Here is a 24,532-nt window from a genome sequence, read left to right on the forward strand (position 1 = left end):
AACCGAGCGGGGTGAGCTACATGGCGACCAAGGACACCGGCGGCGGACAGCAGAAGGCGACACGTTCCACCGAGGAGGTCGAGGAGCAGGCGCAGGACGCGCAGGCGTCCGAGGACCTCGCGGAGCGCCAGGAGAAGCTGAGCGACGACGTCGACTCGGTCCTGGACGAGATCGACGACGTGCTCGAAGAGAACGCCGAGGATTTCGTGAGGTCATTTGTTCAGAAGGGTGGGGAATAAGGGCTTAATGTCCGAAATTCCCATGGAGAGGCAATGCTCGCGTTGCCGGAAGGACCTGCCGCGGCAGGCCTTCGCCGGCAATAGGGCTATGTCTGATGGCCTCCAGGCGTACTGCCGGAAGTGCTCTGCTGAGTACTACCGGCAGCGTCAGGAGGCCAGGGGCAAGTCGGTCCGGGTCAAGGTGCCGGTGCCGAGGGAGCACAAGCGTTGCCCGCAGTGCCGCGAGGTGAAGCCGCATGATCAGTGGGAGCGCAACAAGTCGCCTTCGGACGGATGGTCGAGCTATTGCCGGGAGTGCAGGGCGGAGCGAAACCGGATCAGCTACTTCAAGCGCAAGTACGGTCTTGCTCCTGCCGAGCTGGACGCGCTCATCGCGGCTCAGCAGGGCGTGTGCTGTATCTGTCTAATCGCTCCGGCTGAGCACGTGGATCACTGCCATGAGACGGGTAGGGTCCGTGGCGTACTGTGCTTCAGCTGCAACGCAGCCCTGGGGCAGTTCAAGGATCGGCCGGACGCCATAAGGCGTGCAGCCGCATACGTGGAGGGAAACGCGTGGAAGCCAACACTCGTAGCACCGGGCGTCTACCAGCTGCCTTCCTGACGCCGGGTTCGTCCTCGTTCATGGACTTCCTGTCCGACCAGTCACCCGCGATGCTCCCGGGCAACCGGAGCCTGCCGCCGCTCCAGGGGGCCATCGAGGCGCCGCACGGGACGACCATCGTCTCGACGTCCTTCCCCGGTGGCGTGGTCCTGGCCGGCGACCGGCGCGCCACCATGGGCAACATGATCGCCTCGCGCGACATGCAGAAGGTCTTCCCGGCCGACGAGTACTCCGCGGTGGGCATCGCCGGCACCGCCGGACTGGCTGTGGAGATGGTCAAGCTGTTCCAGCTGGAGCTGGAGCACTTCGAGAAGGTCGAGGGCGCCCAGCTCTCCCTGGAGGGGAAGGCCAACCGCCTCTCCACCATGATCCGCAGCAACCTCGCCATGGCCATGCAGGGCCTCGCCGTGGTGCCGCTCTTCGCCGGCTACGACGTCGACCGCGAGAAGGGCCGCATCTTCTCCTACGACGTCACCGGTGGCCGTACCGAGGAGAGCGGCTACGCGGCCACCGGCTCCGGGTCGATCTTCGCCCGCAACGCGATGAAGAAGCTCTACCGCGAGGACCTGACGGAGGAGCAGGCCCTCACCCTGGTCGTGCAGGCGCTGTACGACGCGGCGGACGACGACTCGGCGACCGGCGGCCCCGACGTGGCCCGACGCATCTACCCGATCGTCACCGTCATCACCGACGAAGGCTTCCGGAGGCTGACCGACCAGGAGTCATCCGAGATCGCGCGCTCCATCCTGGAACGCCGACTCGAGCAGCCCGACGGCCCGCGCGCCGCGCTGCTCTGATCCGCAGGGTCTTTCGTTCGGATCGGGCCGGACCCCGCGCCCGACCCGATCCGGACGAGAGCCCTGGCCTCCCGACGCACTCGTCACTGACAGAAAGGGACGGATAGCCGGTGTCGACGCCGTTCTATGTCTCACCCCAGCAGGCCATGGCCGACCGGGCGGAATACGCCCGCAAGGGCATCGCCCGCGGTCGCAGCCTCGTTGTGCTGCAGTACGCCGACGGCATTGTGTTCGTCGGCGAGAACCCGTCCCGCGCTCTGCACAAGTTCAGCGAGATCTATGACCGGATCGGCTTCGCGGCCGCCGGCAAGTACAACGAGTACGAGAACCTCCGCATCGGCGGCGTGCGCTACGCCGATCTGCGGGGATACACCTACGACCGGGACGATGTGACGGCCCGTGGGCTGGCCAACGTCTACGCCCAGACGCTCGGCACCATCTTCTCCAGTGCGGCCGAGAAGCCGTACGAGGTGGAGCTCGTGGTCGCCGAGGTCGGCAGCGCGGCCGAGGGCGACCAGATCTACCGGCTGCCGCACGACGGTTCGATCGTGGACGAGCACGGCTCGGTAGCGGTCGGCGGCAACTCCGAGCAGATCAGCACCTTCCTCGATCAGCGCCACCGCGACGGGATGACGCTGGCCGAGGCGCTCAAGCTCGCCGTCCAGGCGCTCTCGCGGGAGCCGGGCGGCGGCGAGCGGGAGATTCCGGCGGAACGGCTGGAGGTGGCGGTCCTGGACCGCACCCGCCCCCAGCAGCGCAAGTTCAAGCGGATCGTCGGCCGTCAGCTGGCCCGGCTGCTGGACACGGAGACCGCCGGCAGCACTCCGACGGACGCCCCGTCCGACACCGAGGACCCCGAGGGCACCGGCGTCACGGACGGCACGGGCAGTGCCGACGGCACGACCGACTCCACGGAGGAGACGGACAAGTAGGAGACGAGCGGCGCCCCTCGGGGCGCTGTGCCCCCCGGGTCCGGGCCCAGGGGGCACCGTCATGTCCGGGCATCGGGCGGCGCCGTGGAGCCGCGTACGACGAGCCGGACCGGCAGACCGCCCCGCTCGACGGGGCGGCCGTCCAGCACCGCGAGCAGCGCCTCCATGCCCCGCTTCCCGACCTGCTCCGCCGGCAGCCGCACCGTGGTCAGCTCCGGCTCCAGCGCGGTGGCCAGGGCCAGGTCGTCGAAGCCGGTGACCGACAGTTCGTCCGGCACCCGCAGCCCGAGCCTGCGGGCCGCCTTGCAGGCCCCGGCGGCCAGAATGTCGTCGTCGCAGATGATCGCGGTGGGCCGGCCCCCGATGGCCGACAGGGCCTGTTCGGCCGCCTCGCGCCCCGCCCGGACCTCCAGCGGGGCGCGCACCGTGCGCACCGTCACGCCCCCCGCCGCTCCCAGCGCGTCGTGCAGCGCCTCGGCGCGCACGGCGAACGTCCAGGTGTCCACGGCGGACGCCAGATGCAGGAAGCGGCGGTGGCCGAGTCCCAGCAGATGGTCCGTCACCTGCCGCATCCCGTCGGCGATGTCGAGGTTCACACGGGCGGCGGGTCCGGTGTCCGAGGGGTCGCTGTCCAGCATCACCAGCGGCAGATCCGCCCCGTGCAGCGCGCCCAGCGCGTCGGCGGCCATCGAGGACGCGATGATCCCGTCGAGCGCGGCGCGGGCCGAGGCGAACGGGTCCCGGGCCGGGCCCGTACCGTCGGGCGAGGGGTAGAGCACCACGCCGAAGTCGTGCTCGGCGGCGAGTTCCGCGGCCCCGGCGTACACCCGCGCGAAGAACTCGTTGGTGAGCGCGGGCACCACCAGCAGCGCGGTCCTGGTGCGGCCGAGCCGCAGACTGCGCGCCGCCAGATTGGGCCGGTAGCCGATCTCCGCCGCGGTGTCCCGGACCCGCTGGGCCGTGGTCTCCGACACCCTGCCCGGCCACTTCTCGCCGAGCACCAAGGAGACCGTCGCCTGGGAGACGCCCGCCGCACGGGCCACGTCGCGGCTGGTGGGCCGGGTGGGGCCGGGCTGCTGCGCGCTGGTCACTCGTGCCTCCGTGCGGGATGTTTCCGTAACGCCGCGAGGTGGACCCGCGAACTGCGCACATGGTACGTATGAACCTCGACGTTATACGTAACACCTCGGGGGCGGTGCAGCCGGTCGGGGCGGAGAGGGGCGGACATGGCCGCGGGATATCTGGACATCCTCCGGGCGCGGCATGCCGCCCGGCTGCTGACGGGCACCCTGGTGGGACGGCTGCCCAACGGCACCGCGCACATCGCGATCGTGCTGTTCACCCGGGCGGAGGGCGGCAGCTACACCCTGGCCGGGGTGCTCGCCGCCGCCTACGGACTGGCCACCGCCGTCGGGCAGCCGCTGCTCGGCCGGGCGGTCGACCTCTACGGGCAGCCCCGTGTCCAGCTCCCGGCCGCCGTGGTCTCCGCGCTCGGCATGTCGCTGCTGGCCGTCACGGGCCTCTCCTCGCTCCCGCTGGCCTACCTCGCCGTTATCGTCGCCGGAGTCGCCACACCGCCGCTGGAGGGCGGCCTGCGGGCCCTGTGGCCCAGCGTCCTCAAGGGCGAGGGCCAGGTGCACCGGGCCTACGCCATGGACGCCGTGGCGCAGGAGATCATGTTCACCGTCGGCCCGCTCCTCGTGACGCTGCTCGTCTCGCTCTGGTCGCCTGCCGCCGCACTGCTCGTCATCAACGCCATCGGAGTCCTCGGCGCCCTCTCGGTCGTCCTGTCCGAGCCCTCGCGCACCTGGCGTTCCGCGCCCCGTGAGGCCCACTGGCTCGGCGCCCTGCGCTCGCCCGGACTCCTCGCCCTGCTCGGCGCGTTCTTCTTCGTCGGGCTCGCCCTGGGCTCCATCACGGTGGCCGGGGTGGCGTACGCGGACGACCACGGCCGGGAATCGGTGTACGGGTGGCTGATGGCCGCACTCGGGCTCGGCGCGCTGATCGGCGGCCTCGGCTACGGGGCGCGGCAGTGGGCCGGCGCCCCCGAGAAGCGGCTGCGGGTCATCGTCGGGCTGCTGGCACTGGGCTATCTGCCGCTGACGCTCACCCCCTCGGTGCCCGTCATGACCGCCCTCGCCGCCCTCGCCGGAGTGTTCCTCGCGCCGGCCATCGCCTGCTCCTTCATCGTGGTCGACCGGCACGCCCCGCGGGGGACGGTGACCGAGGCGTTCTCCTGGCTCGTCACCACGTTCGGCGTGGGCGCGGCGGCCGGCACGGCCGTCGCGGGACCGGCCGTCGAACTCGGTTCGACCGCTTGGAGCTTCGCCGTCGCCGGGGCCGGGGGAGTGGCCGCCCTGGTGGTCCTCCTGGCCACCGGGAACGTCCTCGCGGCCCCCTCCCGTACGCCCGCCGTCGTGACGGGATCGGAAAATGATCGAAACGGAGCCGTCGAACCCGGTTTCAGCTCAGGCCATAAGGCGTAATGTTCAGTCATGGACCGCCGCATTTTCGGGCTGGAGAACGAGTACGGCGTCACGTGCACGTTCAGGGGACAGCGCCGACTGTCACCTGACGAAGTGGCGCGCTACCTCTTCCGCCGTGTTGTGTCATGGGGCCGCAGCAGCAATGTCTTTCTGCGGAACGGCGCCCGCCTCTACCTCGACGTGGGATCGCATCCGGAATATGCAACCCCCGAATGCGACAACGTGACCGAACTGGTCACGCACGACAAGGCGGGCGAGCGCATTCTCGAAGGTCTGCTCGTCGACGCCGAACGCCGCCTGCACGAGGAGGGAATCGCGGGCGACGTCTATCTCTTCAAGAACAACACCGACTCGGCGGGAAACTCCTACGGCTGCCACGAGAACTACCTCGTCGCCCGCCACGGAGAATTCTCCCGGCTCGCGGACATCCTCATTCCGTTCCTCGTCACCAGGCAGCTGATCTGCGGCGCGGGCAAGGTGCTCCAGACCCCGCGCGGCGCGGTCTACTGCGTCAGCCAGCGTGCCGAGCACATCTGGGAGGGCGTCAGCTCCGCGACCACCCGCTCCCGGCCGATCATCAACACCCGCGACGAACCCCACGCCGACGCCGAGCGGTACCGCCGCCTCCACGTCATCGTCGGTGACTCGAACATGTCCGAGACGACCATGCTGCTCAAGGTGGGCGCCACCGACCTGGTGCTCCGCATGATCGAGGCGGGCACCGTGATGCGCGACCTGACCCTGGAGAACCCGATCCGGGCGATCCGCGAGGTCAGCCACGACCTCACCGGGCAGCGCAAGGTGCGTCTGGCCAGCGGCCGGGAGGCCTCGGCCATCGAGGTCCAGCGGGAGTACTACGAGAAGGCCGTGGACTTCGTCGAGCGCCGGGGGATCCGCACCGGCACCGTCGACCAGGTCCTGGAGCTGTGGGGGCGCACCCTGGACGCGATCGAGGCCGAGGACCTCGACCGGATCGACACCGAGATCGACTGGGTCATGAAGTACAAGCTCATCGAGCGGTACCGGGCCAAGCACAACATGACCATGTCGAATCCGCGGGTCGCCCAGATAGACCTCGCCTACCACGACATCCACCGCCGCCGAGGCCTCTTCTACCTCCTGGAGCGCAAGGGGCAGACCGCCCGCATCTGCAACGACCTGAAGATCTTCGAGGGCAAGTCGGTGCCCCCGCAGACCACCCGGGCACGGCTGCGCGGCGACTTCATCCGCAGGGCCCAGGAGCAGCGGCGGGACTTCACCGTCGACTGGGTCCATCTCAAGCTCAACGACCAGGCGCAGCGCACGGTGTTGTGCAAGGACCCGTTCCGTTCCGTGGACGAACGGGTGGAGAAGCTGATCGCCGGCATGTGAGCCGATGTCACCGCGGACGTCCCCGGCCCCCAGGACCCACCGGTCCTGGGGGCCGGGGACGTCCGTGCGGGTCCGGCCCCAACCGAATCGGAGGGCCTCAGGGCTGTCCCGCGATTCCCGGTGGATCAGCGCGCGGCGTCAGATGCGGTGCGTCGCAAGGCGGAGGGACGTCCGCATACTGGATGTGCGGGGACGTTCCGGCAGCGCGGCGAGGTGCCGTAGCTGTCGTCGCGCGCCCGCCGGGAATTGCGGGACAGCCCTTAGAGTGTTGCGGGACCGATTCACCGTGCCCCCTGAGATCTGAGGAACCAGTGCGCCGAATTGCCGGCCTTCTTCTCGCCCCCCTCCTGCTGCTGTCGGCAGTGGCGTGCGGCAGCGACGACAAGGCCTCCGACTCCGCCTCGTCCAAGAACGGCGTCCCCGCGATCACCGCGGGCGCCAAGTTCGGCGAGAAGCCCACCCTCTCCAAGGGTGAGGGTGACCCGCCCAAGGAGTTGAAGACCGAGGTCCTCAGCGAGGGGGACGGCGCGAAGCTCAAGAACGGCGACGCGATCCAGGTCAACTACCTCGGCCAGGCGTGGGACTCCACCAAGCCGTTCGACAACAGCTTCGACCGCAAGCAGCCCTTCGACCTCACGCTCGGCGCGGGCATGGTCATCCAGGGCTGGGACAAGGGCCTGGTCGGCCAGAAGGTCGGCAGCCGCGTCGAGCTGGTCATTCCGCCGGAGCTCGGCTACGGCGAGCAGGGCCAGGGCGACATCAAGCCCAACGCCACGCTCGTGTTCGTCGTCGACGTCCTGAAGGCCACCCAGATCCCGGCCTCCGCCAAGGGCACCGAGGTCGCCCAGGACAACATCGACCTGCCCAAGGTCGGCGTCAAGACCGACGGCAAGGCCCCGACGGTCACCATCCCCAAGGGCGACCCGCCGAAGAAGCTCGTCTCCAACTACGTCCTGGAGTCCGACGGCGATGTCGTCAAGGAGTCCGACAGCGTCGTCGTGAACTACGTCGGCATGATCTGGAAGGGCGCCAAGGAGTTCGACAACACGTACACCACGGGCAAGACCCAGACCTTCCCGCTGTCCCAGGTCACCCTCAAGGGCCTGAAGAACGGCCTGGTCGACAAGAAGGTCGGCAGCCGCGTGCTGCTCGTCATCCCGCCGGACCAGGCCTTCGGGGACCAGCAGCAGCAGGCCATCCCGAAGAACTCCACCCTGGTCTTCGCCGTGGACATCCTCGCCAAGGTGTAAGACTGTCCCGGTTGTCCAGTTCATCATTTAGAGGAGCAGTTTCCGTGAGCATCGAGAAGCCCGAGGTCGACTTCCCGGGTGGCGAGCCGCCGGCCGACCTGCAGATCAAGGACATCTGGGAGGGCGACGGCGCGGTCGCCCAGGCCGGCCAGACCGTCTCCGTCCACTACGTGGGCGTGGCCTTCTCCACCGGCGAGGAGTTCGACGCCTCCTGGAACCGCGGCACGCCGCTGCAGTTCCAGCTCGGTGCCGGCCAGGTCATCTCCGGCTGGGACCAGGGCGTGCAGGGCATGAAGGTCGGCGGTCGCCGCGAGCTGATCATCCCCGCGCACCTCGCCTACGGCGAGCGCGGCGCAGGCGGCGGCAAGATCGCCCCGGGCGAGACGCTGATCTTCGTCTGCGACCTCGTAGCGGTCTGATCCGTTCCGGTTGTGCGCACGAGGGCCCCCGCCGTACGGCGGGGGCCCTCACCGCCCTCCGGGCCCCGTCACCGCTCTCCGGTCGGCGGTCCGCCTTTTGGTCCCCACACCCCGGGGCGGTACGGTCGGCGGTCGTAGAGCAACAAGAGAGAGGGCGTCGATGGCGATTGCCAAGGCCGAGCGGCTGATGAACCTCGCGCTGTGCCTGCTGGGGACCCGGCGCCCGCTCAGCAAGCGCGAACTCCGCGGATCCATCGAGGCCTACCTCGAAGCCGGTTCCGACGACTCCTTCAACCGGATGTTCGAGCGCGACAAGGACGATCTGCGAGAGCTCGGCCTCGTCATCGAGACCGTCGAGAACCTCGACGGCGACACCGGATACCTGGCCCGCCGCGACAGCAACCGGCTGCCCCCCATCACCCTGGACGCCGAGGAGGCCGCGGCCCTCGGCCTCGCCGCCAAGGTCTGGCAGCAGGCCCGCCTCGCCGGAGCCGCCAGCGGCGCCCTCCAGAAGCTGCGGGCCGCCGGAATGCCGGAGGCCGAGGACGCCTACGAGGTCCACAGCGCCCTCGAACCCCGCATCCCCGTCCACGAGGCGGCGTTCGAGCCCCTGATGCTGGCCTGCCGCGACCGGCGCCCCGTCACCTTCGACTACCGCAAGGCCAACTCCGCCCGCCCCGAGCAGCGCCAGGTCGAACCCTGGACCCTCGAATGCTGGCGCGGCCACTGGTATCTGGCGGGCTGGGACCGCGAGCGCGGCGCCGAACGCGTCTTCCGGCTCTCCCGCATCACCGGCAAGGTCCGCTCCCGCGCCGGGGCCTTCAGCGCCGAGGTGCCCGACGTCGTCACCGTCCGCGAGACCGTCGAGAGCTGGGCCGGCGAGACCGCGACCCGTACCGCCCGGATCAGGCTCCGCGCCGGAGCCGGCTACCCGCTGCGCTCGCGCGCGATAGCCGTGAGGGAACGCGGCGACGGCTGGGACGAGCTGGAGATCCCGTACGGGCACGGACTCGACGCCTGGCTCGTCGAGTTCGGCCCGGACGTCGTCGTGGAGGAACCCGCCGATCTGCGGGCCGATGTGGTGGACCGGCTCCGTGCCGTGGCCAAGGACTAGGGACAGGGACAGGGAAACGATGGCCACGAACGCGATCGACCAGACCCGCCGGATGCTGTCCCTGGTGACGTATCTGCGCGAGCGCCCCGGTGCCCACGTCCAGGACGTGGCACGGGCCTTCGGGATCACCGAGGACGAGCTGATCTCCGACCTCGACGTCCTGCCCATGTGCGGTACCAGCTTCCGCGGCGGAGACCTCCTCGACATCGACACCGACGGCGACCGGATCTGGTGGCACAACCCGGACGACGTCGCCGAGCCGCTCCGCCTCGCCGCCGACGAGGCCACCGCGCTGCTCGTCGCGGCCCGCGCCGTCGCCACCCTGCCGGGCCTGCGCGAGAGCGACCGGCTCGCCCTCGTCCGCGCCACCGCCAAGCTGGAGACGGCCGCCGGCGAGTCCGGCGCGGCCAGCTCCCGCCTCTCGGTGACCTTCGAGGCGGAGGGCGGCGTCTTCGCCGACGTCGACCGGGCCATCTCCGAGCGCCGTCGGCTCTGGCTGCGCTACTACTCGCCCGCCCGCGACGAACTCACCGAGCGCGAGGTCGACCCGATCCGGCTCTTCGCCGTCGGCCACACCTATATGGAGGGCTGGTGCCGGCTCTCCGAGGCCCGCCGGACCTTCCGGCTGGACCGGGTCGCCGAGATCCGCCTCCTCGACGCCCCCGCCGCCCCGCCCGAGCTGGAGCTGCGCGACCTGTCCGCGGGGCTGGTCCAGCCCGCCGCCGAGGACCCGGAAGTCGTGATCGAGGTCGGCACCGGCGGCCGCTGGGTCGCGGAGTACTACCCGCACGACTCCGCCGACGAGCTCCCCGACGGCGGCCTGCGGATCACCCTGCGCACCCCGGACCCGGCCTCCCTGCGCCGGCTCGCCCTGCGCCTCGGCGGCGACGGCCGCATCGTCACCCCGCCGGAGCTCGCGGACAGCGCCCGCGAGGCCGCCCGCGAGGCACTCGCCGCCTACGAGGACGCGGTCTGAGACCCGAGGAGGGGAGACAACGATGAACCGGACGCCCCTGTTCCCGGCCACCACCCCAGGGATCCGCCCGGCGCCCCCGCCCGGCGCCGGACCCGTCCCGGTGCCCGTACCCGCCGCCGTACGCTTCCGGGCCGCCTGCCCCGACTGCCGCGGACGCTTCGAGCTGGCCGCCGCGGCACTGCGCCTCGCGATCGGCGCCACCAGCCGCACCACCTTCTACACCTTCACCTGCCCCGAATGCGGCGCCTCGGTCCGTAAGCCCGCCGGGGAGCGCATCATCGAACTGCTCACCGGCGGCGGCGTACGGACGCTGCGCCTGCACACCGCCCTTTAGCGACCCGACCGCCGCACCCTCAGGAAGCACGTCAGAAAGCCCCGTAGGAAGAGGCACCGTCGTATGTTCTGGCCCATGCTCGCCATCGCCCTGGGGTTCCTGGGCATCGCCGTGCTCGGCGTGCTCGGCGTCAAGGTCTTCGTCGAGGCCCAGCGTCTCGGCCGGCAGGTCACGGTCACCACGGAGCGGATCAACCGGGCGTCCGAGGACCTCGAACGGGCGGCCACCCGCCTCGCGACCACCGGCGAAGGCCTGCGATAACGGCCCCTGAGCCCTGATGTCCGACCGCACCGGGGGGTACGCTGCATGGGTCGGCCCAGGCAGGGGGATGCGGGTCGCAAGCAGGAGTACGCACGGGCATTGCCACGCGTTTACCCTTGCGGGTTACGATCGCTGCCAAGCGCAACGATCGGACGTATGCCCGGTCGAACGGGTAGCGAGCCCACCCTCCAGCCGCCTCAGTGAGAAGGAAGTCGCACATGATCGGCAATCTGAAGCCCCTCGAGATCGTTCTGATCATCGCTGTCATCCTGCTGCTCTTCGGTGCCAAGAAGCTTCCCGACATGGCGCGCTCGCTCGGCAAGTCGGCCCGCATCCTCAAGAGCGAGGCCAAGGCCATGAAGAAGGACGACGCGCCGGCCGCGGCGCCCACGACGGAGACCGTCGAGGACCCGACGCCCCCGCAGTCCACCACAGCGCGCACCATCCAGGCCGCTCCGGGAGACGTCACCAGTTCCCGCCCGGTCAGCGAGGCCAAGCCCACCACCCAGAGCTGACAGCTGACGCGCTCCGCCGACAGCCGCCGCACGAGACGAGGGAAGTGGGTTGCTCAAGTCTGCCCGCAAGCAGGAGAAGGACGACGAGGGGCGGATGCCTCTCCTCGATCACCTGCGTGAGCTGCGTAACCGGCTGCTGAAGGCCGTGCTGGCGATCGTCGTGGTGACGACCGTCGCGGCGTTCTTCCAGAAGGAGATCTACGACTTCCTTCTGCGCCCCCTTCTTCAGTCCGTCGGGTGCGACGACGGCGTGGTCGTGGCCGTCAACGGCAAGCCCTGCGCGCTGCTGAAGACCAACACCCTGCTGGCGCCGTTCACCAACGCCCTCAAGGTCGCCCTGATGTCCGGCGTCCTGCTGGCGACTCCGGTCTGGCTGTACCAGTTGTGGGCCTTCGTGGCCCCCGGGCTGCACAAGGGCGAGAAGCGCTACGCCTACGCCTTCGCCATCGTGGGCGCGCCCCTCTTCCTCTCCGGCGGCTACCTCGCGTACGCGATCCTGCCGCAGACCGCCGAGATCATGCTCGGGTTCAGCCCCGAGAACGTGCAGAACCAGATCGAGCTCGACAGCTATCTGGATCTGCTGGTCCGCATGGTGATCGTCTTCGGCATCGCCTTCGAGCTGCCGCTGCTCCTCATCGCGCTGAACATGACCGGTGTCGTCTCCGGCAAGCGGATGTTCGGCTGGTGGCGCGGGATGATCGTGGGGCTCACGGGTTTCGCGGCCATCGCGACCCCCGGCGGCGAACCGGTCTCCATGCTGCTTCTCGCAGGCCCGCTCGCGGTCCTCTACTTCATCGCCGTCGGCTTCTCCCTGCTGAACGACAAGCGGCGCAACCGCAACAACCCCGACGCCGGCCTCAGCGACGACGAGGCATCCGATCTCGACCTGACGCCCGAGCCCGTCGGGAGCGTGGAGCATGTCTCGGGCTCCCGCCCCGCACTTCCGGGGCAGGCGTCCGGCGAGGCGGACGGTCCGGGATCGCACCGGCTGAACCGTTACGACGACATCACCTGACCTTGTAATGTCCGGCGGGTGACCAGCGAGATCACCCTCTTCGTCAATCCCACAGCGGGACGCGGCCGGGGCGCGCACGCCGCGCAGCCGGCCGCTTCCGCGTTGCGGGACGCCGGATTCTCCGTCGTGACGGTGCTGGGCGAGGACGCCGACGACGCCCTGCGCCGGGCTCGCCGGGCCGTCGCGGCGGGAACGGGGGCGCTGATAGCCGTGGGCGGGGACGGGCTGATGTCCCTCGCCCTCCAGGCCGTCGCCGGGACCGCCACCCCGCTCGGCGTCGTCGCCGTCGGCACCGGCAACGACTTCGCCCGTGCGCTGGGGCTGCCGATACGTGACCCGGCCGCCGCCGGACGGCTGGCCGCGCGGGCGCTCAAGGAGGGCGGTCACCGCGACATCGACCTCGGGCGGGTCGGGGACCGCTGGTTCGGCTCGGTCCTCGCCTCCGGCTTCGACTCCCGGGTCAACGACCGGGGCAACCGGATGCGGTTCGTCGGCGGCCGGTTCACGTACGACCTCGCGATCCTCGCCGAACTGGCAGCCTTCCGGCCGATCCCGTACCGGATCCGGCTCGACGGGGGAGAGGCCACCGAGATCGAGGCCACCCTCATCGCGGTGGGCAACGGAACCACGTACGGCGGGGGCATGCGGATCTGTGCCGACGCGGAGATGGACGACGGACTCTTCGACGTGACCGTGGTGGGGCGGTGCACCCGCACCACGCTCCTCAAGGTCTTCCCGAAGGTCTACCGGGGCACGCACCTCGGCCACCCCGCCGTCACCGTGCACCGGGTCTCCTCGATCGAGCTGGCGGCGGCCGGGATCACGGCGTACGCGGACGGGGAACCGCTGGGCGCGCTGCCGCTCACCGCCACCTGCGTACCGGGTGCCGTGCGGGTGCTCACCGGGGGGTGAGCGGAGGCCGACCGGGCGGAGGCCCAAGGGAATTCAAAGATCAGGCTGACTGTCAGAGGTGACGGGTAGGCTCGTAGCCAAGATGACAGAGGACCTCTCACCAGCTGAGCGATACCAGGCTTCTCGGGACCGTGCGGCCGAGATGGCGACCGCCCTCGGGCCCTTCCGCGAGATGTACGAGTTCGGTCTGGACCCGTTCCAGATCAAGGCCTGCCAGGCCCTGGAGGCGGGCAAGGGGGTGCTGGTCGCGGCCCCCACCGGGTCGGGCAAGACGATCGTCGGCGAGTTCGCCGTGCACCTGGCCCTGGAGCAGGGCCGCAAGTGCTTCTACACCACACCGATCAAGGCGCTCTCCAACCAGAAGTTCGCCGATCTGGTCAAGCGCTACGGCGCCGACAAGGTCGGTCTGCTGACCGGTGACAACAGTGTCAACTCCGAGGCGCCGGTGGTCGTGATGACCACCGAGGTCCTGCGGAACATGCTGTACGCGGGCTCCCAGTCGCTGTCCGGCCTCGGCTATGTGGTCATGGACGAGGTGCACTACCTCTCCGACCGCTTCCGGGGCGCGGTGTGGGAGGAGGTGATCATTCACCTCCCGGAGTCGGTGACGCTGGTCTCGTTGTCGGCGACCGTTTCCAACGCGGAGGAGTTCGGCGACTGGCTGGACACCGTGCGCGGCGACACCGAGGTGATCGTCTCCGAGCACCGCCCGGTGCCGCTCTGGCAGCACGTGATGGCCGGACGCAAGATGTACGACCTCTTCGAGGAGGCGACCGACCACGGGGGGCGCGGCGCCGGACGGCGTGAGGTCAACCCGGACCTGGTCCGGCTCGCCCGGCAGGAGAGCCAGAACCTCTACAACCCCCGTGACCGCCGCCGGGGCAAGATGGTGCGCGAGGCCGACCGTGAGCGCGAGAGGCGTCAGCGCGGCCGTATCTGGACGCCCGGCCGGCCCGAGGTCATCGACCGGCTGGACAACGAGGGCCTGCTCCCCGCCATCACCTTCATCTTCAGCCGGGCCGGCTGCGAGGCCGCCGTCCAGCAGTGCCTGTACGCCGGCCTGCGGCTCAATGACGAGGACAAGCGTCGCCTGGTCCGGGAGATCGTCGAGGAGCGGACCGCGTCCATCCCCGGTGAGGACCTGCACGTCCTGGGCTACTACGAGTGGCTCGAAGGCCTGGAGCGAGGCATCGCCGCGCACCACGCGGGCATGCTGCCGACCTTCAAGGAAGTCGTCGAGGAGCTGTTCGTCCGCGGTCTGGTGAAGGCCGTCTTCGCCACCGAGACGCTGGCGCTCGGCATCAACATGCCCGCGCGTTCCGTGGTGCTGGAGAAGCTCGTCAAGTGGAACGGCGAGCAGCACGCCGACATCACCCCCGGCGAGTACACCCAGCTCACCGGCCGGGCCGGACGCCGCGGCATCGACGTCGAGGGCCACGCGGTGGTCCTGTGGCAGCGTGGCATGGACCCGACGGCGCTGGCCGGCCTCGCGGGCACCCGTACGTATCCGCTGCGCTCCAGCTTCCGCCCCTCGTACAACATGGCGGTCAACCTGGTGCAGCAGTTCGGGCGGCACCGCTCGCGGGAGCTGCTGGAGACCTCGTTCGCCCAGTTCCAGGCGGACAAGTCCGTCGTGGGGATCTCGCGTCAGGTGCAGCGGAACGAGGAGGGTCTGGAGGGCTACCAGGAGGGCATGACCTGCCACCTCGGCGACTTCGAGGAGTACGCGCGCCTGCGGCGCGATCTCAAGGACCGCGAGACGGAGCTGGCCAAGCAGGGCGCGGCGCAGCGGCGGGCGGCGGCGGCCTCGTCCTTGGAGAAGCTGAAGCCCGGAGACGTCATCCACGTCCCGACGGGGAAGTTCGCGGGGCTTGCCCTCGTGCTCGACCCGGGGCTCCCTGCCGGGCGGGCCAACGGGCACCGCGGGTTCGACCACCACGACGGGCCGCGTCCGCTGGTGCTGACCGCCGAGCGGCAGGTCAAGCGGCTCGCCTCGATGGACTTCCCGGTGCCCGTGGAGGCGCTGGACCGGATGCGCGTCCCGAAGTCGTTCAACCCGCGCTCGCCGCAGTCCCGGCGTGATCTGGCCTCCGCGCTGCGGACGAAGGCCGGGCACATCGTGCCCGACCGGCACCGCAAGGGGCGGGCGCCGGCCGCCGATGACCGTGAGATCGCCCGGCTGCGGACCGAGCTGCGCGCCCACCCGTGCCACGGGTGCGACGAGCGGGAGGACCACGCGCGGTGGGCCGAGCGCTACCACCGGCTGCAGCGGGACACCCGGCAGTTGGAGAAGCGGATCGAGGGGCGGACGAACACGATCGCCCGGACCTTCGACCGGATCGTCGCGCTCCTCACCGAGCTGGACTACCTCCGGGGCAACGAGGTCACCGCGAACGGGCGGCGGCTGGCCCGGCTGTACGGGGAGCTGGATCTGCTCGCCAGCGAGTGCCTGCGGGAGGGTGTGTGGGAGGGGCTCAACCCCGCCGAACTCGCCGCGTGCGTCTCGGCGCTGGTGTACGAGGCGCGGCAGGCCGATGACGCCGTCGCGCCGAAGCTGCCGTCCGGTCCTGCCAAGGTCGCCATGGGCGAGATGGTGCGGATCTGGGGGCGGCTGGACGCCCTGGAGGAGGACTTCAAGATCAACCAGACGGAAGGGGTCGGGCAGCGCGAGCCCGATCTCGGCTTCGCCTGGGCGGTCTACATGTGGGCCTCCGGCCGGACGCTGGACGAGGTGCTGCGCGAGGCGGAGATGCCGGCGGGGGACTTCGTACGGTGGTGCAAGCAGGTGATCGACGTGCTGGGTCAGGTGGCCGCGGCGGCTCCTCGCGATGCGGGGGAGGGGGCGAGTTCCGTGGCGAAGAACGCGCGCAAGGCGGTGGACGCGGTGTTGCGGGGGGTCGTGGCGTACAGCTCTGTCGGCTGACGCCGGTGCTGGGCGCGGCGCGCGGGCGGGGTGGGGCAGGTCGTGCGGGTGCGCCTGCGGCGGGCTTGTTCCCCTATCCACCCCTTCCCGAAACCGGGGCTCCGCCCCGGGCCCCGCTCCTCAAACGCCGGAGGGGCTGGGAGGGTAGGCGGTCGGCTCTGCCCCGGGCCCCGCTCCTCAAGCGCCGGAGGGGCTGGGAGGGTAGGCGGTCGGCTCTGCTCCGGGCCCCGCTCCTCAAACGCCGGAGGGGCTGGAATGCGGCCGCCGGAGGGGCTTGAGCGGGATCGAAGAGGGGCGGGGGCTGTCGGGGCGCGTCCGAGTCAGGTTCTGCGGGTTTTGGCGGCTGCTCCCGCGCAGACCATGCCCAGCAGTACGGTCAGGCCGCCGACGATGATGTTGTTGATCACGATCCCGGTGTCCGGGCTGCTGCCCACCACCCAGCTCGACACGATGATCCACGCACCCATGGCGCAGATCGCCCAGCTCAGGCCGTACATGCGCTCCGGCATCGCCGTGAAGCCGAGAGCCAGTACCGCGATGGCGATGCCCATCACCAGGTTGTGCGTGACCAGGGCCGGCTGGCTGGCCGTGAAGTGGAGCACCCACGGGGAAACGGCGCAGTAGAGGCCGACGAGGAACACCGGCGCGTCCACCAGCGCCACATCGCGGCCTCCCATCACCCGGTCGTACCGCGCACGCATTTCGGAGGCATCGGGGTGGCCCGATATGTCACTCCTCGCGTGTGAGACGTTGCTCATGAGATGTCGTCTCCTTCGTCGCGCGGGCCCCGCCGCGCGGATGAATACGGCAGGCACCCTTATCTCCATAGTGCGCTTATTCGGCGCTTATGTGTACTTTTCGGGCGATGTCGTTGGCCGGGATCCTCAGGTGGTCCGAGGCCCTTCGGAGGCCAGCCGACCGGCCAGGGCGCGAAGGTCCCCCGCGGTCGGCCGGCGGTCCCCGTAGCCGGGCAGCGGTACGTGCAGGGGCTCGGTCCAGCGGGCGGGGATCGTTCCGATGCCGTACACCGCTCCCGACAGGCCACCCGTCACGGCCGCCACCGTGTCGGTGTCCCCGCCCACGTCGACGGCGGCCGCCAGGGACCGCTCGAAGGTGTCCGTCGTGCGCAGCGCCCAGAGCGCCGTGCCCAGGCAGGGCCACACCGCGCCGTTGAACTCGGTCGCCAGGCCCGGGTGCCAGTCGGGGGCCAGCACCGTCGCCCAGCGGGCCCGGTGGTCGGCGTGGACCTCGGCCGGCGTCGCGGGGAGGGCGGCGAGCGGGTCCTCGCCCGCCAGTGCGACCCGGACCAGTTCGTGGAGGACCGCGGTGCCCTCCCAGGCCGCCCGGTCGCCGTGGGTCAGCGCCGCGATCCGACGGGCCGCCTCCATCGTCGCCGGGCGGCCGGAACGCGCGAAGTACACCGCCGACGTGGTCGCCCGCATCAGTGAACCGTTGCCCGCGGCCCGCCCGTTGAGCTGGAAGTGCAGGGCCGCCGCCAGGTCCCACGGGTCGCCGTTGGTCAGCACGTCCTCGGTCTGGAGGCTGATGTCCTTCGGCCCGCCGGCGGCCCACCTCCGGAACCGGTCGAACATGTCCGGCAGGTCCAGGCCGCCCCGCTCCAGCAGCGACTCCCCGACCAGCACCGCCATCTGGGTGTCGTCCGTCGCCTCGCCCGGGTCCCAGCCGCCGCCCCCGCACAGCTCCCCGACGCCGTCCGGGAAGCGGGTGGTGAACACGCCGGCGGGGCCGAACTCGAACGGGGCGCCGAGCGCGCCCCCGGCGGCGGACCCGACCACGGCTCCGGCCACGCGGTCGCCACGGCCCAGGGGGTCACGGCCCAGGGGGTCACGGTGTGTCACCCGGTCAGCCTATGAGCTGTCCCGCGATTTCCGGCGGGCGCACGACGAGGGGCGGGGGGCCGCAGCGTACCGCGGCTCCCCGCCCCTCGTCCGTGGGGGTGGGTGGGGGTTACTTCGGGGGCATCAGGACCGAGTCGACGATGTAGACCGTGGCGTTGGCGGTCGGGACGTTGCCGCAGACGACCTTCGAGGCGTCGTTCACGGTGTACTCGACGCCCGAGCCGGCCGTGGTCAGCTTGCTCTTCTCCAGCGTGTCGAAGGAGCCCTTCTCCAGCTGCTGGGGCGTCAGCTTCTCGCCCACCACGTGGTAGGTGAGGACCTTGGTGAGCTCGGCCTTGTTCGCGAGCAGTGCGTCCAGGTCGGCCTTCGGGATTTTGGCGAAGGCGTCGTTGGTCGGGGCGAACACCGTGATGTTCTCCGCGTTGTTGAGCGTGTCGACGAGGCCTGCCTGCTTCACGGCGGCCACCAGCGTCGACAGCTCCTCGTTGTTCGAGGCGGCCGTGGCGACCGGGTCCTTCGCCATCCCGTCGAACGAGCCCGCGCCTTCCTTCGGCACCGACGAACAGGCCGGACCGAACGGCTCGTCCATGGTCGCCGAGTCGTCGGCCGAGGGGCTCGCCGGGGCGGACGAGCTGGGCGTCGAGCCTGCCGCCGAGTCCTTGGAGGAGTCGTCCGACGAGCAGGCGGTCAGGGCGAGCGGCAGCACGGCGGCTGCGGACACGGCGACGGCTGCGCGGCGGAAGAGGAGCGTGTTCATGGCGTTTCTCCTGGATCGAAGGTCGTGTGCGAAGAGAGAAAGAGAAGAGAAAAGGGGAGTGGGGCATGCGGCCGACGGGACCGGCGGGGCGGAAGTGCCCCGGCCAGCCGCGCGTCGTTCCGGTCTGCTCTCACACAAGGGGTTCGACGCCGGTCGGCCGGCGGATTGGTCCGGGACCCTCATTCATCCGTTCGGAGTAGATCCACTGGTCCACCAATCCATCCGGTCACCGGCCACGAATGCAGGGTGAGGAGCGCTCCAGCAGCGCTCCGACCTGTGCGGAAGGACCGGAGGGAGCCGGAATGGCAGGGGAACGACGGCGGACGGCCGTGGTCGGATCCGGAGTGGCGGGCCTGACCGCCGCCCACGTTCTCCGGAACGCCCACGAGGTGACGCTGTACGAGGCGGACGACCGCGTCGGAGGCCACGCCCACACGCATGACCTGACCGCCTCCGACGGCCGGGTGCACCGCGTCGACTCCGGGTTCATCGTGCACAACCGCCGTACCTACCCCCACCTGCTGCGGCTCTTCGACGAACTGGGCGTCGCCACCCAGGAGTCCGAGATGTCGATGTCCGTACGGTGCGAGGGATGCGGCCTCGAATACGCCGGGGCGCGCGGCCCGGCCGGGCTCTTCGCGCAGCCGCGCTCCGCCGTGCGCGGCCCCTATCTGCGGATGCTCGCCGAGGTGCCGCGCTTCCACCGCGAGGCCCGGGCCCTCCTGGAACTGCCGGAGAGCGGTACGGGCGAGATGGATGGGATAAATGGGACGGGTGGGACGGGTAGGACGAGCGGGATGACGCTGGGGGAGTTCGCCCGGCGCGGACGCTTCTCGCCCTACTTCCACGCCCACTTCCTCACGCCCATGGTGTCCGCCGTCTGGTCCTGCGACCCGGTCACCGCCCTGCGCTACCCGGCCCGCTACCTCTTCCGCTTCCTGGCCCACCACGGCATGCTCACCATCGGTGACTCCCCGGTCTGGCGCACCGTCACCGGCGGCTCGCGCGCCTACGTCGACCTCCTCGTCAAGCAGCTCACCGCCGTGCACACCTCGACCCCGGTGCGCGCGATCACCCGGCACGCGGACGGCGTCGACGTCACCACCGAGGACGGCACGAGAACCCCGTACGACTCCGTCGTCATCGCCACCCACCCCGACCAGGCGCTGCGGCTGCTCACCGACCCGACCGACGCCGAGCGCGGCACGCTCGGCGCGTTCCGGTACTCCCGCAACCCGACCCTGCTGCACACGGACACCGCGTTGCTGCCGCGCGCCCGGGGGGCCAGGGCCTCCTGGAACTACCTGATGCCCTCGTGCGCCGCCGACGCCGACCGCGTCACCGTCAGCTACGACATGAACCGGCTCCAGCGGCTCGACGCGCCCGAGACCTTCGTCGTCACGCTGAACGGCTCCGACCGCGTCGACCCCGCCTCCGTACGCGCCCGCATGGTCTACGAGCACCCCGTCTACACGCCCGAGTCCGTCGAGGCGCAGGCCGGGCTGCCCGCCCTCTCCGGTCCCGTCACCGCCTACGCGGGGGCGTACCACGGCTGGGGGTTCCACGAGGACGGCTGCCGTTCGGGGGCCGAGGCCGCGGCGGCCCTGGGGGTGAGGTGGTGAACGCCCTCTATCCGTGCACCATCACGCACGTGCGGAACCGGCCGACGAGGTACGCGTTCCGGCACCGTACGTATCTGTGGCTCATCGACCCCGACCGGCCGCCCCGGCTGCCACGCCTCCTGCGGCCGCTGGCCCGGTTCGACCCCCGCGACCACTTCGGCGGCACCGCCCCCACCGTCCGGGCCGGGCTGGAGCGCTTCCTGCGGGCCCGGGGCGTCGAACTCGGCGACGGCACCGTCACCATGCTCACCCAGGCCCGGGTGTTCGGACACGTCTTCAACCCGATCACCGTCTACTGGTGCCGCCGGGGCGACGGGAGCCCCCTCTGCGTCGTCGCCGAGGTGCACAACACGTACGGCGGACGGCACGGCTACCTCCTGCGCCCCGACAGGAATGACCGGGCCGTGGCCGACAAGGAGTTCTACGTCTCGCCGTTCTTCCCCGTGGACGGCGGCTACCGGATGCGGCTGCCCGAGCCCGGGCCCCGGCTCGACCTGAGCATCCACCTGGAGCGCGACGGGGCCCGCCCGTTCACCGCCACCGTCCGGGGCAACCGGCGGCCCGCCGGCCCCCGGGAGCTGGTGCGGCTCGCCCTGCGTCACCCCCTCTCCACCGTCCTCGTCTCCGCCGCGATCCGCCTGCACGGCATCCGGCTCTATCTGCGCGGGCTCCCCGTGCGACCCCGTCCCCCGCACCGCCCACAGGAAGGCATGCAGTGACCGCGCCCACCTCCGCGCTGCCGGCAGAACACACCCCCGGAACCGACCCGGAACGCTGGCCCGACATCATCGCGCCGCCCCCGTCCTCCCGCGCCCGGACCGCCGTCGCCGAGCGCGTCGTCCGCCACGCGCTCGGCCGCCTTCCTCTGCGCGCCCGGCTCGCGGGCCGGGACGACATAGGCATCGGCGGGCCGCTCATGGACATCCGCGACCCCGACGCCTTCTTCCGGCGGATCGGCGCGAGCGGACTCATCGGTTTCGGCGAGTCCTACATGGCGGGGGAGTGGGACGCGCCCGACCTGGTCGGCGTGCTGACGGTGCTGGCCGACAACGTGGCCGGCCTCGTCCCCCGGCCGCTGCAACGCCTGCGCGGCATCTGGGCCCCGCGCAGGCCCGCCGCACAGCTGAACACCCCCGAAGGCTCCCGGGACAACATCAGCCACCACTACGACCTGTCCAACGAGCTGTTCGCCCTCTTCCTGGACGAGACGCTCTCGTACTCCTCCGCCGTCTTCCGCGGCTTCCCCGCCGAACACGATCTGCTGCCCGCCGCCCAGCACCGCAAGATCGACCGGCTGCTGGACGCCGCCGGGGTCACCGAGGGCACCCGCCTCCTGGAGATCGGCACCGGCTGGGGCGAACTGGCCGTCCGCGCGGCCGCCCGCGGCGCCCGGGTCACCACCGTCACCCTCTCCGGCGAACAGCGCGACCTGGCCCGCGCCCGGATCCGCGAGGCCGGGTACGCGGACCGCGTCGAGGTACGGCTGAGCGACTACCGCCACGTCACCGGCGACTACGACGCCATCGTCAGCGTCGAGATGGTCGAGGCGGTCGGCGAGGAGTTCTGGCCGGTCTACTTCGAGACCCTGGACCGGCTGCTCGCCCCCGGCGGCCGGATCGCCCTCCAGGCCATCACCATGCCCGACGACCGGCTCCGCGCCAGCCGCTCCACGTACACCTGGATCCACAAGTACATCTTCCCCGGCGGGCTCCTGCCCTCCACCGAAGCCGTGGAGCGGATCACCGCCGCCCGCACCCGCCTGCGCACCACCCAGCGCATCCGCTTCGGCGCGCACTACGCCGAGACGCTCCGGCTGTGGCGGGAGAGGTTCACCGAGCGGGCGGCCGAGGTCGACGCCCTCGGCTTCGACGCCGTCTTCCGCCGGATGTGGACCTTCTACCTCGCCTACTCCGAAGCGGGCTTCCGCTCCGGCTATCTCGATGTGCAGCAACTGCTTCTGACCCGTGAGGAGTCCGCGTGACCACGACCGCGCCCAAGCCCCCCGCCCGGCGTACCCCGACCGGGGCCGCCCAGCGCGTCGAACCACTGATGGAGCGGTTCCTCGGCGGCCCGCCGCCGGTCCGGGTACGGATGTGGGACGGCAGCGAGACCGGGCCCAGGGACGCCCCCACCGTCCATGTGCGGACCCGCAGAGCGCTGCGCCGCCTGCTGTGGGAGCCGGGCGAACTCGGCCTCGCCGAGGCCTACATCACCGGCGACATCGACCTCGACACCGACCTCGGCGACGGGCTGCGCGCCATGCGCCGCGCCGGGCGTGACCGCGGCCTGACCGCGCCCGCCCCCGCCCTCGCCGACCGGCTCAGGGCGGCGGGCCTCGCCCTGCGGCTCGGCGCGGTCGGCCCCCGGCCACCGGTCCCCGCCGCCCGCGCCGGACTCCGCGGGACCCTGCACAGCAAGGCCCGGGACCGGGCGGCGATCAGCCACCACTACGACCTGTCCAACGCCTTCTACACGCTGCTCCTCGACGAGACGATGGCGTACTCCTGCGGCTACTGGACCAGCGAGGCGCCCGGCTACGGCCCGGCCGACGCGCAGCGCGACAAGCTGGAGCTGATCTGCCGCAAGCTCGGACTGCGGCCCGGCGCACGGCTGCTGGACATCGGCTGCGGCTGGGGTTCGCTGACCCTGTACGCGGCCGAGCGCCACGGCGTCCACGTCACCGCCGTCACCCTCGCCGCCGAACAGGCCGCGTACGTACGGGAGCAGGTCACCGCGCGCGGCCTCGACGATCGCGTCGAGGTGCTGAACATCGACTACCGGGACATCGCGGGGCGGCCGGAGACCCGGGGCGCGTACGACGCCGTGTCCACCATCGAGATGGGCGAGCACGTCGGGGACGCCGAGTACCCGGCGTTCACCGAGATCCTGCACGACGCGCTGCGGCCGAAGGGCCGGGCCCTGGTCCAGCAGATGTCCCGGGGGACGACCGCGCCGGGCGGCGGCGCGTTCATCGAGTCGTACATCGCCCCCGACATGCACATGCGGCCGCTCGGCGAGACCGTAGCCCTGCTGGAGGGCGCGGGGCTGGAGGTACGGGACGTCGAATCGCTGCGCGAGCACTACGTGTGGACGGTGGAGGCGTGGCGGCGCACGCTGGAGGAGCGCTGGGCGGAGTTCGTCGCGCTGGTGGGGGAGGAGACCGCGCGGGTGTGGCGGCTCTACCTCGTCGGCGGCGCGCTCGCGTTCGAGGAACGCCGGATGGGCGTCGACCAGATCCTCTCCGTACGGCCCGACCCGGTCGGCTCCGCGGCGATGCCCGCCACCCGGCGGGACTGGTACGCACCGGGCGGTCCGGGAGCGGACCGATGAGCGGCTTCGTCTGGTCCGCGTTCGTGAGCGGGCTCGCGGGCGCGGCCGTCGCCGCGCTCGGCGTCATGCTCGTCACCTTCGCCGTCGCGATGAAGAAGGGCGTGCACCGGATCGTCGACATCGCCTGGGGAATCGGGTTCGCCGCCGTCGCCCTGGTCTCCTACGGCCTGTCGGCGGGCGACGGCGACGACGGCCGCCGGCTCCTGGTGACGGCGCTGACCGTGATCTGGGGGCTGCGCCTGGCGATCCACATCGGCCGGCGCGGACGGGGCCACGGAGAGGACCCGCGCTACGCGAAGATGCTGGCCAAGGCCCCCGGCAACCCGGACTTCCACGCCCTGCGCAAGGTGTATCTGCTCCAGGGTGCGCTGGTCTGGCTGGTCTCGCTCCCGGTGCAGGCCGCGCAGTACCTCACCGCGCCGCTCGCCTGGTGGGCCTGGGCGGGGGCGCTCCTGTGGGCGGTCGGCCTCGCCTTCGAGGCGATCGGCGACGCGCAGCTCGCCCGGTTCAAGGCCGACCCCGCCAACAAGGGGAAGATCATGGACCGGGGGCTGTGGTCCTGGACCCGCCACCCGAACTACTTCGGCGACTTCTGCGTCTGGTGGGGCCTCTTCCTCTTCGTCTGCCAGGCCCCCGCCGCCGCTGCCGCCACGGTCGTCGCCCCGCTGGTGATGAGCTTCCTGCTGACCAAGGGCAGCGGCAAGGCCCTGCTGGAGCGTCATATGGCCGACCGGCCCGGGTTCGACGCGTACGTGGCGCGGACGAGCGGCTTCTTCCCCCGGCCGCCGCGCCGGGTCTGACAACCGAGGAGGCCCGCCC

The 24,532-nt window shown here is 71.2% G+C and carries 25 protein-coding genes; 21 read left to right on the forward strand and 4 right to left on the reverse strand.

The features are described from left to right. Window positions 1-20: 20 nt before the first annotated feature. The 4 genes from ACH4KB_RS20775 (at window position 21) to prcA (ending at window position 2,569) form a co-directional block, all read left to right on the forward strand. Window positions 21-239: a ubiquitin-like protein Pup gene (locus ACH4KB_RS20775; RefSeq protein WP_010057120.1), complete on the forward strand. Its 219-nt coding sequence runs from the start codon at window positions 21-23 to the stop codon at window positions 237-239. A gap of 88 nt (window positions 240-327) precedes the next feature. After that, the gene (locus ACH4KB_RS20780) at window positions 328-840 is read left to right on the forward strand and encodes an endonuclease VII domain-containing protein (protein WP_398067358.1); all 513 of its coding nucleotides are present in this window, start codon (window positions 328-330) and stop codon (window positions 838-840) included. Then, the gene (gene prcB / locus ACH4KB_RS20785; RefSeq protein ID WP_398067359.1) at window positions 792-1,637 is read left to right on the forward strand and encodes a proteasome subunit beta; all 846 of its coding nucleotides are present in this window, start codon (window positions 792-794) and stop codon (window positions 1,635-1,637) included. Before ACH4KB_RS20780 ends, prcB begins: the two co-directional genes overlap by 49 nt. A gap of 110 nt (window positions 1,638-1,747) precedes the next feature. After that, entirely contained in the window at window positions 1,748-2,569 is an 822-nt protein-coding gene (prcA, locus tag ACH4KB_RS20790; protein WP_398067361.1) for a proteasome subunit alpha, read from the forward strand. 59 nt (window positions 2,570-2,628) lie between these two features. On the opposite strand, the gene ACH4KB_RS20795 is transcribed toward prcA, so the two are convergent. Continuing rightward, window positions 2,629-3,660 (reverse strand): LacI family DNA-binding transcriptional regulator, encoded by a 1,032-nt coding sequence (locus ACH4KB_RS20795; RefSeq protein ID WP_398067363.1) that lies wholly within the window; start codon window positions 3,658-3,660, stop codon window positions 2,629-2,631. A gap of 135 nt (window positions 3,661-3,795) precedes the next feature. On the opposite strand from ACH4KB_RS20795, the gene ACH4KB_RS20800 reads away from it, so the two are divergent. The 12 genes from ACH4KB_RS20800 (at window position 3,796) to ACH4KB_RS20855 (ending at window position 16,145) form a co-directional block, all read left to right on the forward strand. Next, entirely contained in the window at window positions 3,796-5,055 is a 1,260-nt protein-coding gene (locus ACH4KB_RS20800) for an MFS transporter (protein WP_398067365.1), read from the forward strand. Window positions 5,056-5,064: 9 nt separating this feature from the next. Further along, window positions 5,065-6,426, forward strand: coding sequence for a Pup--protein ligase (gene pafA, locus ACH4KB_RS20805; protein WP_026290808.1), 1,362 nt, complete (start codon window positions 5,065-5,067; stop codon window positions 6,424-6,426). A gap of 311 nt (window positions 6,427-6,737) precedes the next feature. Continuing rightward, the gene (locus tag ACH4KB_RS20810) at window positions 6,738-7,676 is read left to right on the forward strand and encodes an FKBP-type peptidyl-prolyl cis-trans isomerase (protein ID WP_398067366.1); all 939 of its coding nucleotides are present in this window, start codon (window positions 6,738-6,740) and stop codon (window positions 7,674-7,676) included. 44 nt (window positions 7,677-7,720) lie between these two features. Next, a complete protein-coding gene (locus ACH4KB_RS20815) occupies window positions 7,721-8,095 on the forward strand; it encodes an FKBP-type peptidyl-prolyl cis-trans isomerase (RefSeq protein WP_003970173.1) in 375 nt (124 codons plus the stop codon). 160 nt (window positions 8,096-8,255) lie between these two features. Then, complete coding sequence (locus ACH4KB_RS20820; RefSeq protein ID WP_018959519.1) at window positions 8,256-9,209, forward strand: YafY family protein; 954 nt, start codon at window positions 8,256-8,258, stop codon at window positions 9,207-9,209. A 19-nt stretch (window positions 9,210-9,228) separates the two neighbouring features. Next, complete coding sequence (locus ACH4KB_RS20825; protein ID WP_361869070.1) at window positions 9,229-10,185, forward strand: WYL domain-containing protein; 957 nt, start codon at window positions 9,229-9,231, stop codon at window positions 10,183-10,185. A 22-nt stretch (window positions 10,186-10,207) separates the two neighbouring features. Continuing rightward, window positions 10,208-10,519, forward strand: a complete 312-nt coding sequence (locus tag ACH4KB_RS20830) for a hypothetical protein (protein ID WP_398067367.1) — start codon at window positions 10,208-10,210, stop codon at window positions 10,517-10,519. A gap of 63 nt (window positions 10,520-10,582) precedes the next feature. Beyond that, entirely contained in the window at window positions 10,583-10,780 is a 198-nt protein-coding gene (locus ACH4KB_RS20835) for a hypothetical protein (protein WP_018959516.1), read from the forward strand. 218 nt (window positions 10,781-10,998) lie between these two features. Continuing rightward, the gene (tatA, locus tag ACH4KB_RS20840; RefSeq protein ID WP_018959515.1) at window positions 10,999-11,295 is read left to right on the forward strand and encodes a Sec-independent protein translocase subunit TatA; all 297 of its coding nucleotides are present in this window, start codon (window positions 10,999-11,001) and stop codon (window positions 11,293-11,295) included. Between the two features lie 49 nt (window positions 11,296-11,344). Beyond that, entirely contained in the window at window positions 11,345-12,310 is a 966-nt protein-coding gene (tatC, locus tag ACH4KB_RS20845; protein WP_398067368.1) for a twin-arginine translocase subunit TatC, read from the forward strand. An 18-nt stretch (window positions 12,311-12,328) separates the two neighbouring features. Further along, entirely contained in the window at window positions 12,329-13,222 is an 894-nt protein-coding gene (locus ACH4KB_RS20850; protein WP_398067369.1) for a diacylglycerol kinase, read from the forward strand. Window positions 13,223-13,304: 82 nt separating this feature from the next. Further along, window positions 13,305-16,145 (forward strand): DEAD/DEAH box helicase, encoded by a 2,841-nt coding sequence (locus ACH4KB_RS20855; protein ID WP_398067370.1) that lies wholly within the window; start codon window positions 13,305-13,307, stop codon window positions 16,143-16,145. 320 nt (window positions 16,146-16,465) lie between these two features. On the opposite strand, the gene ACH4KB_RS20860 is transcribed toward ACH4KB_RS20855, so the two are convergent. The 3 genes from ACH4KB_RS20860 to ACH4KB_RS20870 form a co-directional block, all read right to left on the reverse strand. Continuing rightward, window positions 16,466-16,903 carry an SPW repeat protein gene (locus ACH4KB_RS20860; protein WP_398067371.1) on the reverse strand — a complete coding sequence of 146 codons (438 nt, stop codon included), beginning with the start codon at window positions 16,901-16,903 and terminating at the stop codon, window positions 16,466-16,468. 126 nt (window positions 16,904-17,029) lie between these two features. Then, window positions 17,030-17,971, reverse strand: coding sequence for an ADP-ribosylglycohydrolase family protein (locus ACH4KB_RS20865; protein ID WP_398067575.1), 942 nt, complete (start codon window positions 17,969-17,971; stop codon window positions 17,030-17,032). Between the two features lie 142 nt (window positions 17,972-18,113). Continuing rightward, window positions 18,114-18,761, reverse strand: coding sequence for a fasciclin domain-containing protein (locus ACH4KB_RS20870; protein WP_215106779.1), 648 nt, complete (start codon window positions 18,759-18,761; stop codon window positions 18,114-18,116). A 302-nt stretch (window positions 18,762-19,063) separates the two neighbouring features. Between ACH4KB_RS20870 and ACH4KB_RS20875 the strand changes: the two genes are divergently transcribed. From ACH4KB_RS20875 to ACH4KB_RS20895, 5 genes are read left to right on the forward strand one after another with little or no spacing between them, the layout of a single operon-like run. Beyond that, window positions 19,064-20,383 carry an NAD(P)/FAD-dependent oxidoreductase gene (locus tag ACH4KB_RS20875; protein ID WP_398067372.1) on the forward strand — a complete coding sequence of 440 codons (1,320 nt, stop codon included), beginning with the start codon at window positions 19,064-19,066 and terminating at the stop codon, window positions 20,381-20,383. Continuing rightward, entirely contained in the window at window positions 20,380-21,102 is a 723-nt protein-coding gene (locus ACH4KB_RS20880; RefSeq protein ID WP_398067373.1) for a DUF1365 domain-containing protein, read from the forward strand. The genes ACH4KB_RS20875 and ACH4KB_RS20880 overlap by 4 nt, the downstream gene beginning before the upstream one ends. Continuing rightward, window positions 21,099-22,364: a class I SAM-dependent methyltransferase gene (locus tag ACH4KB_RS20885; protein WP_398067374.1), complete on the forward strand. Its 1,266-nt coding sequence runs from the start codon at window positions 21,099-21,101 to the stop codon at window positions 22,362-22,364. The genes ACH4KB_RS20880 and ACH4KB_RS20885 overlap by 4 nt, the downstream gene beginning before the upstream one ends. After that, entirely contained in the window at window positions 22,361-23,713 is a 1,353-nt protein-coding gene (locus tag ACH4KB_RS20890; RefSeq protein WP_398067375.1) for a class I SAM-dependent methyltransferase, read from the forward strand. Before ACH4KB_RS20885 ends, ACH4KB_RS20890 begins: the two co-directional genes overlap by 4 nt. Beyond that, window positions 23,710-24,513 (forward strand): DUF1295 domain-containing protein, encoded by an 804-nt coding sequence (locus ACH4KB_RS20895; protein ID WP_398067376.1) that lies wholly within the window; start codon window positions 23,710-23,712, stop codon window positions 24,511-24,513. The genes ACH4KB_RS20890 and ACH4KB_RS20895 overlap by 4 nt, the downstream gene beginning before the upstream one ends. The last annotated feature ends 19 nt before the right edge of the window (window positions 24,514-24,532 follow it).

This window comes from Streptomyces sp. NPDC017520 (assembly GCF_044329855.1).
Lineage (GTDB): Bacteria > Actinomycetota > Actinomycetes > Streptomycetales > Streptomycetaceae > Streptomyces.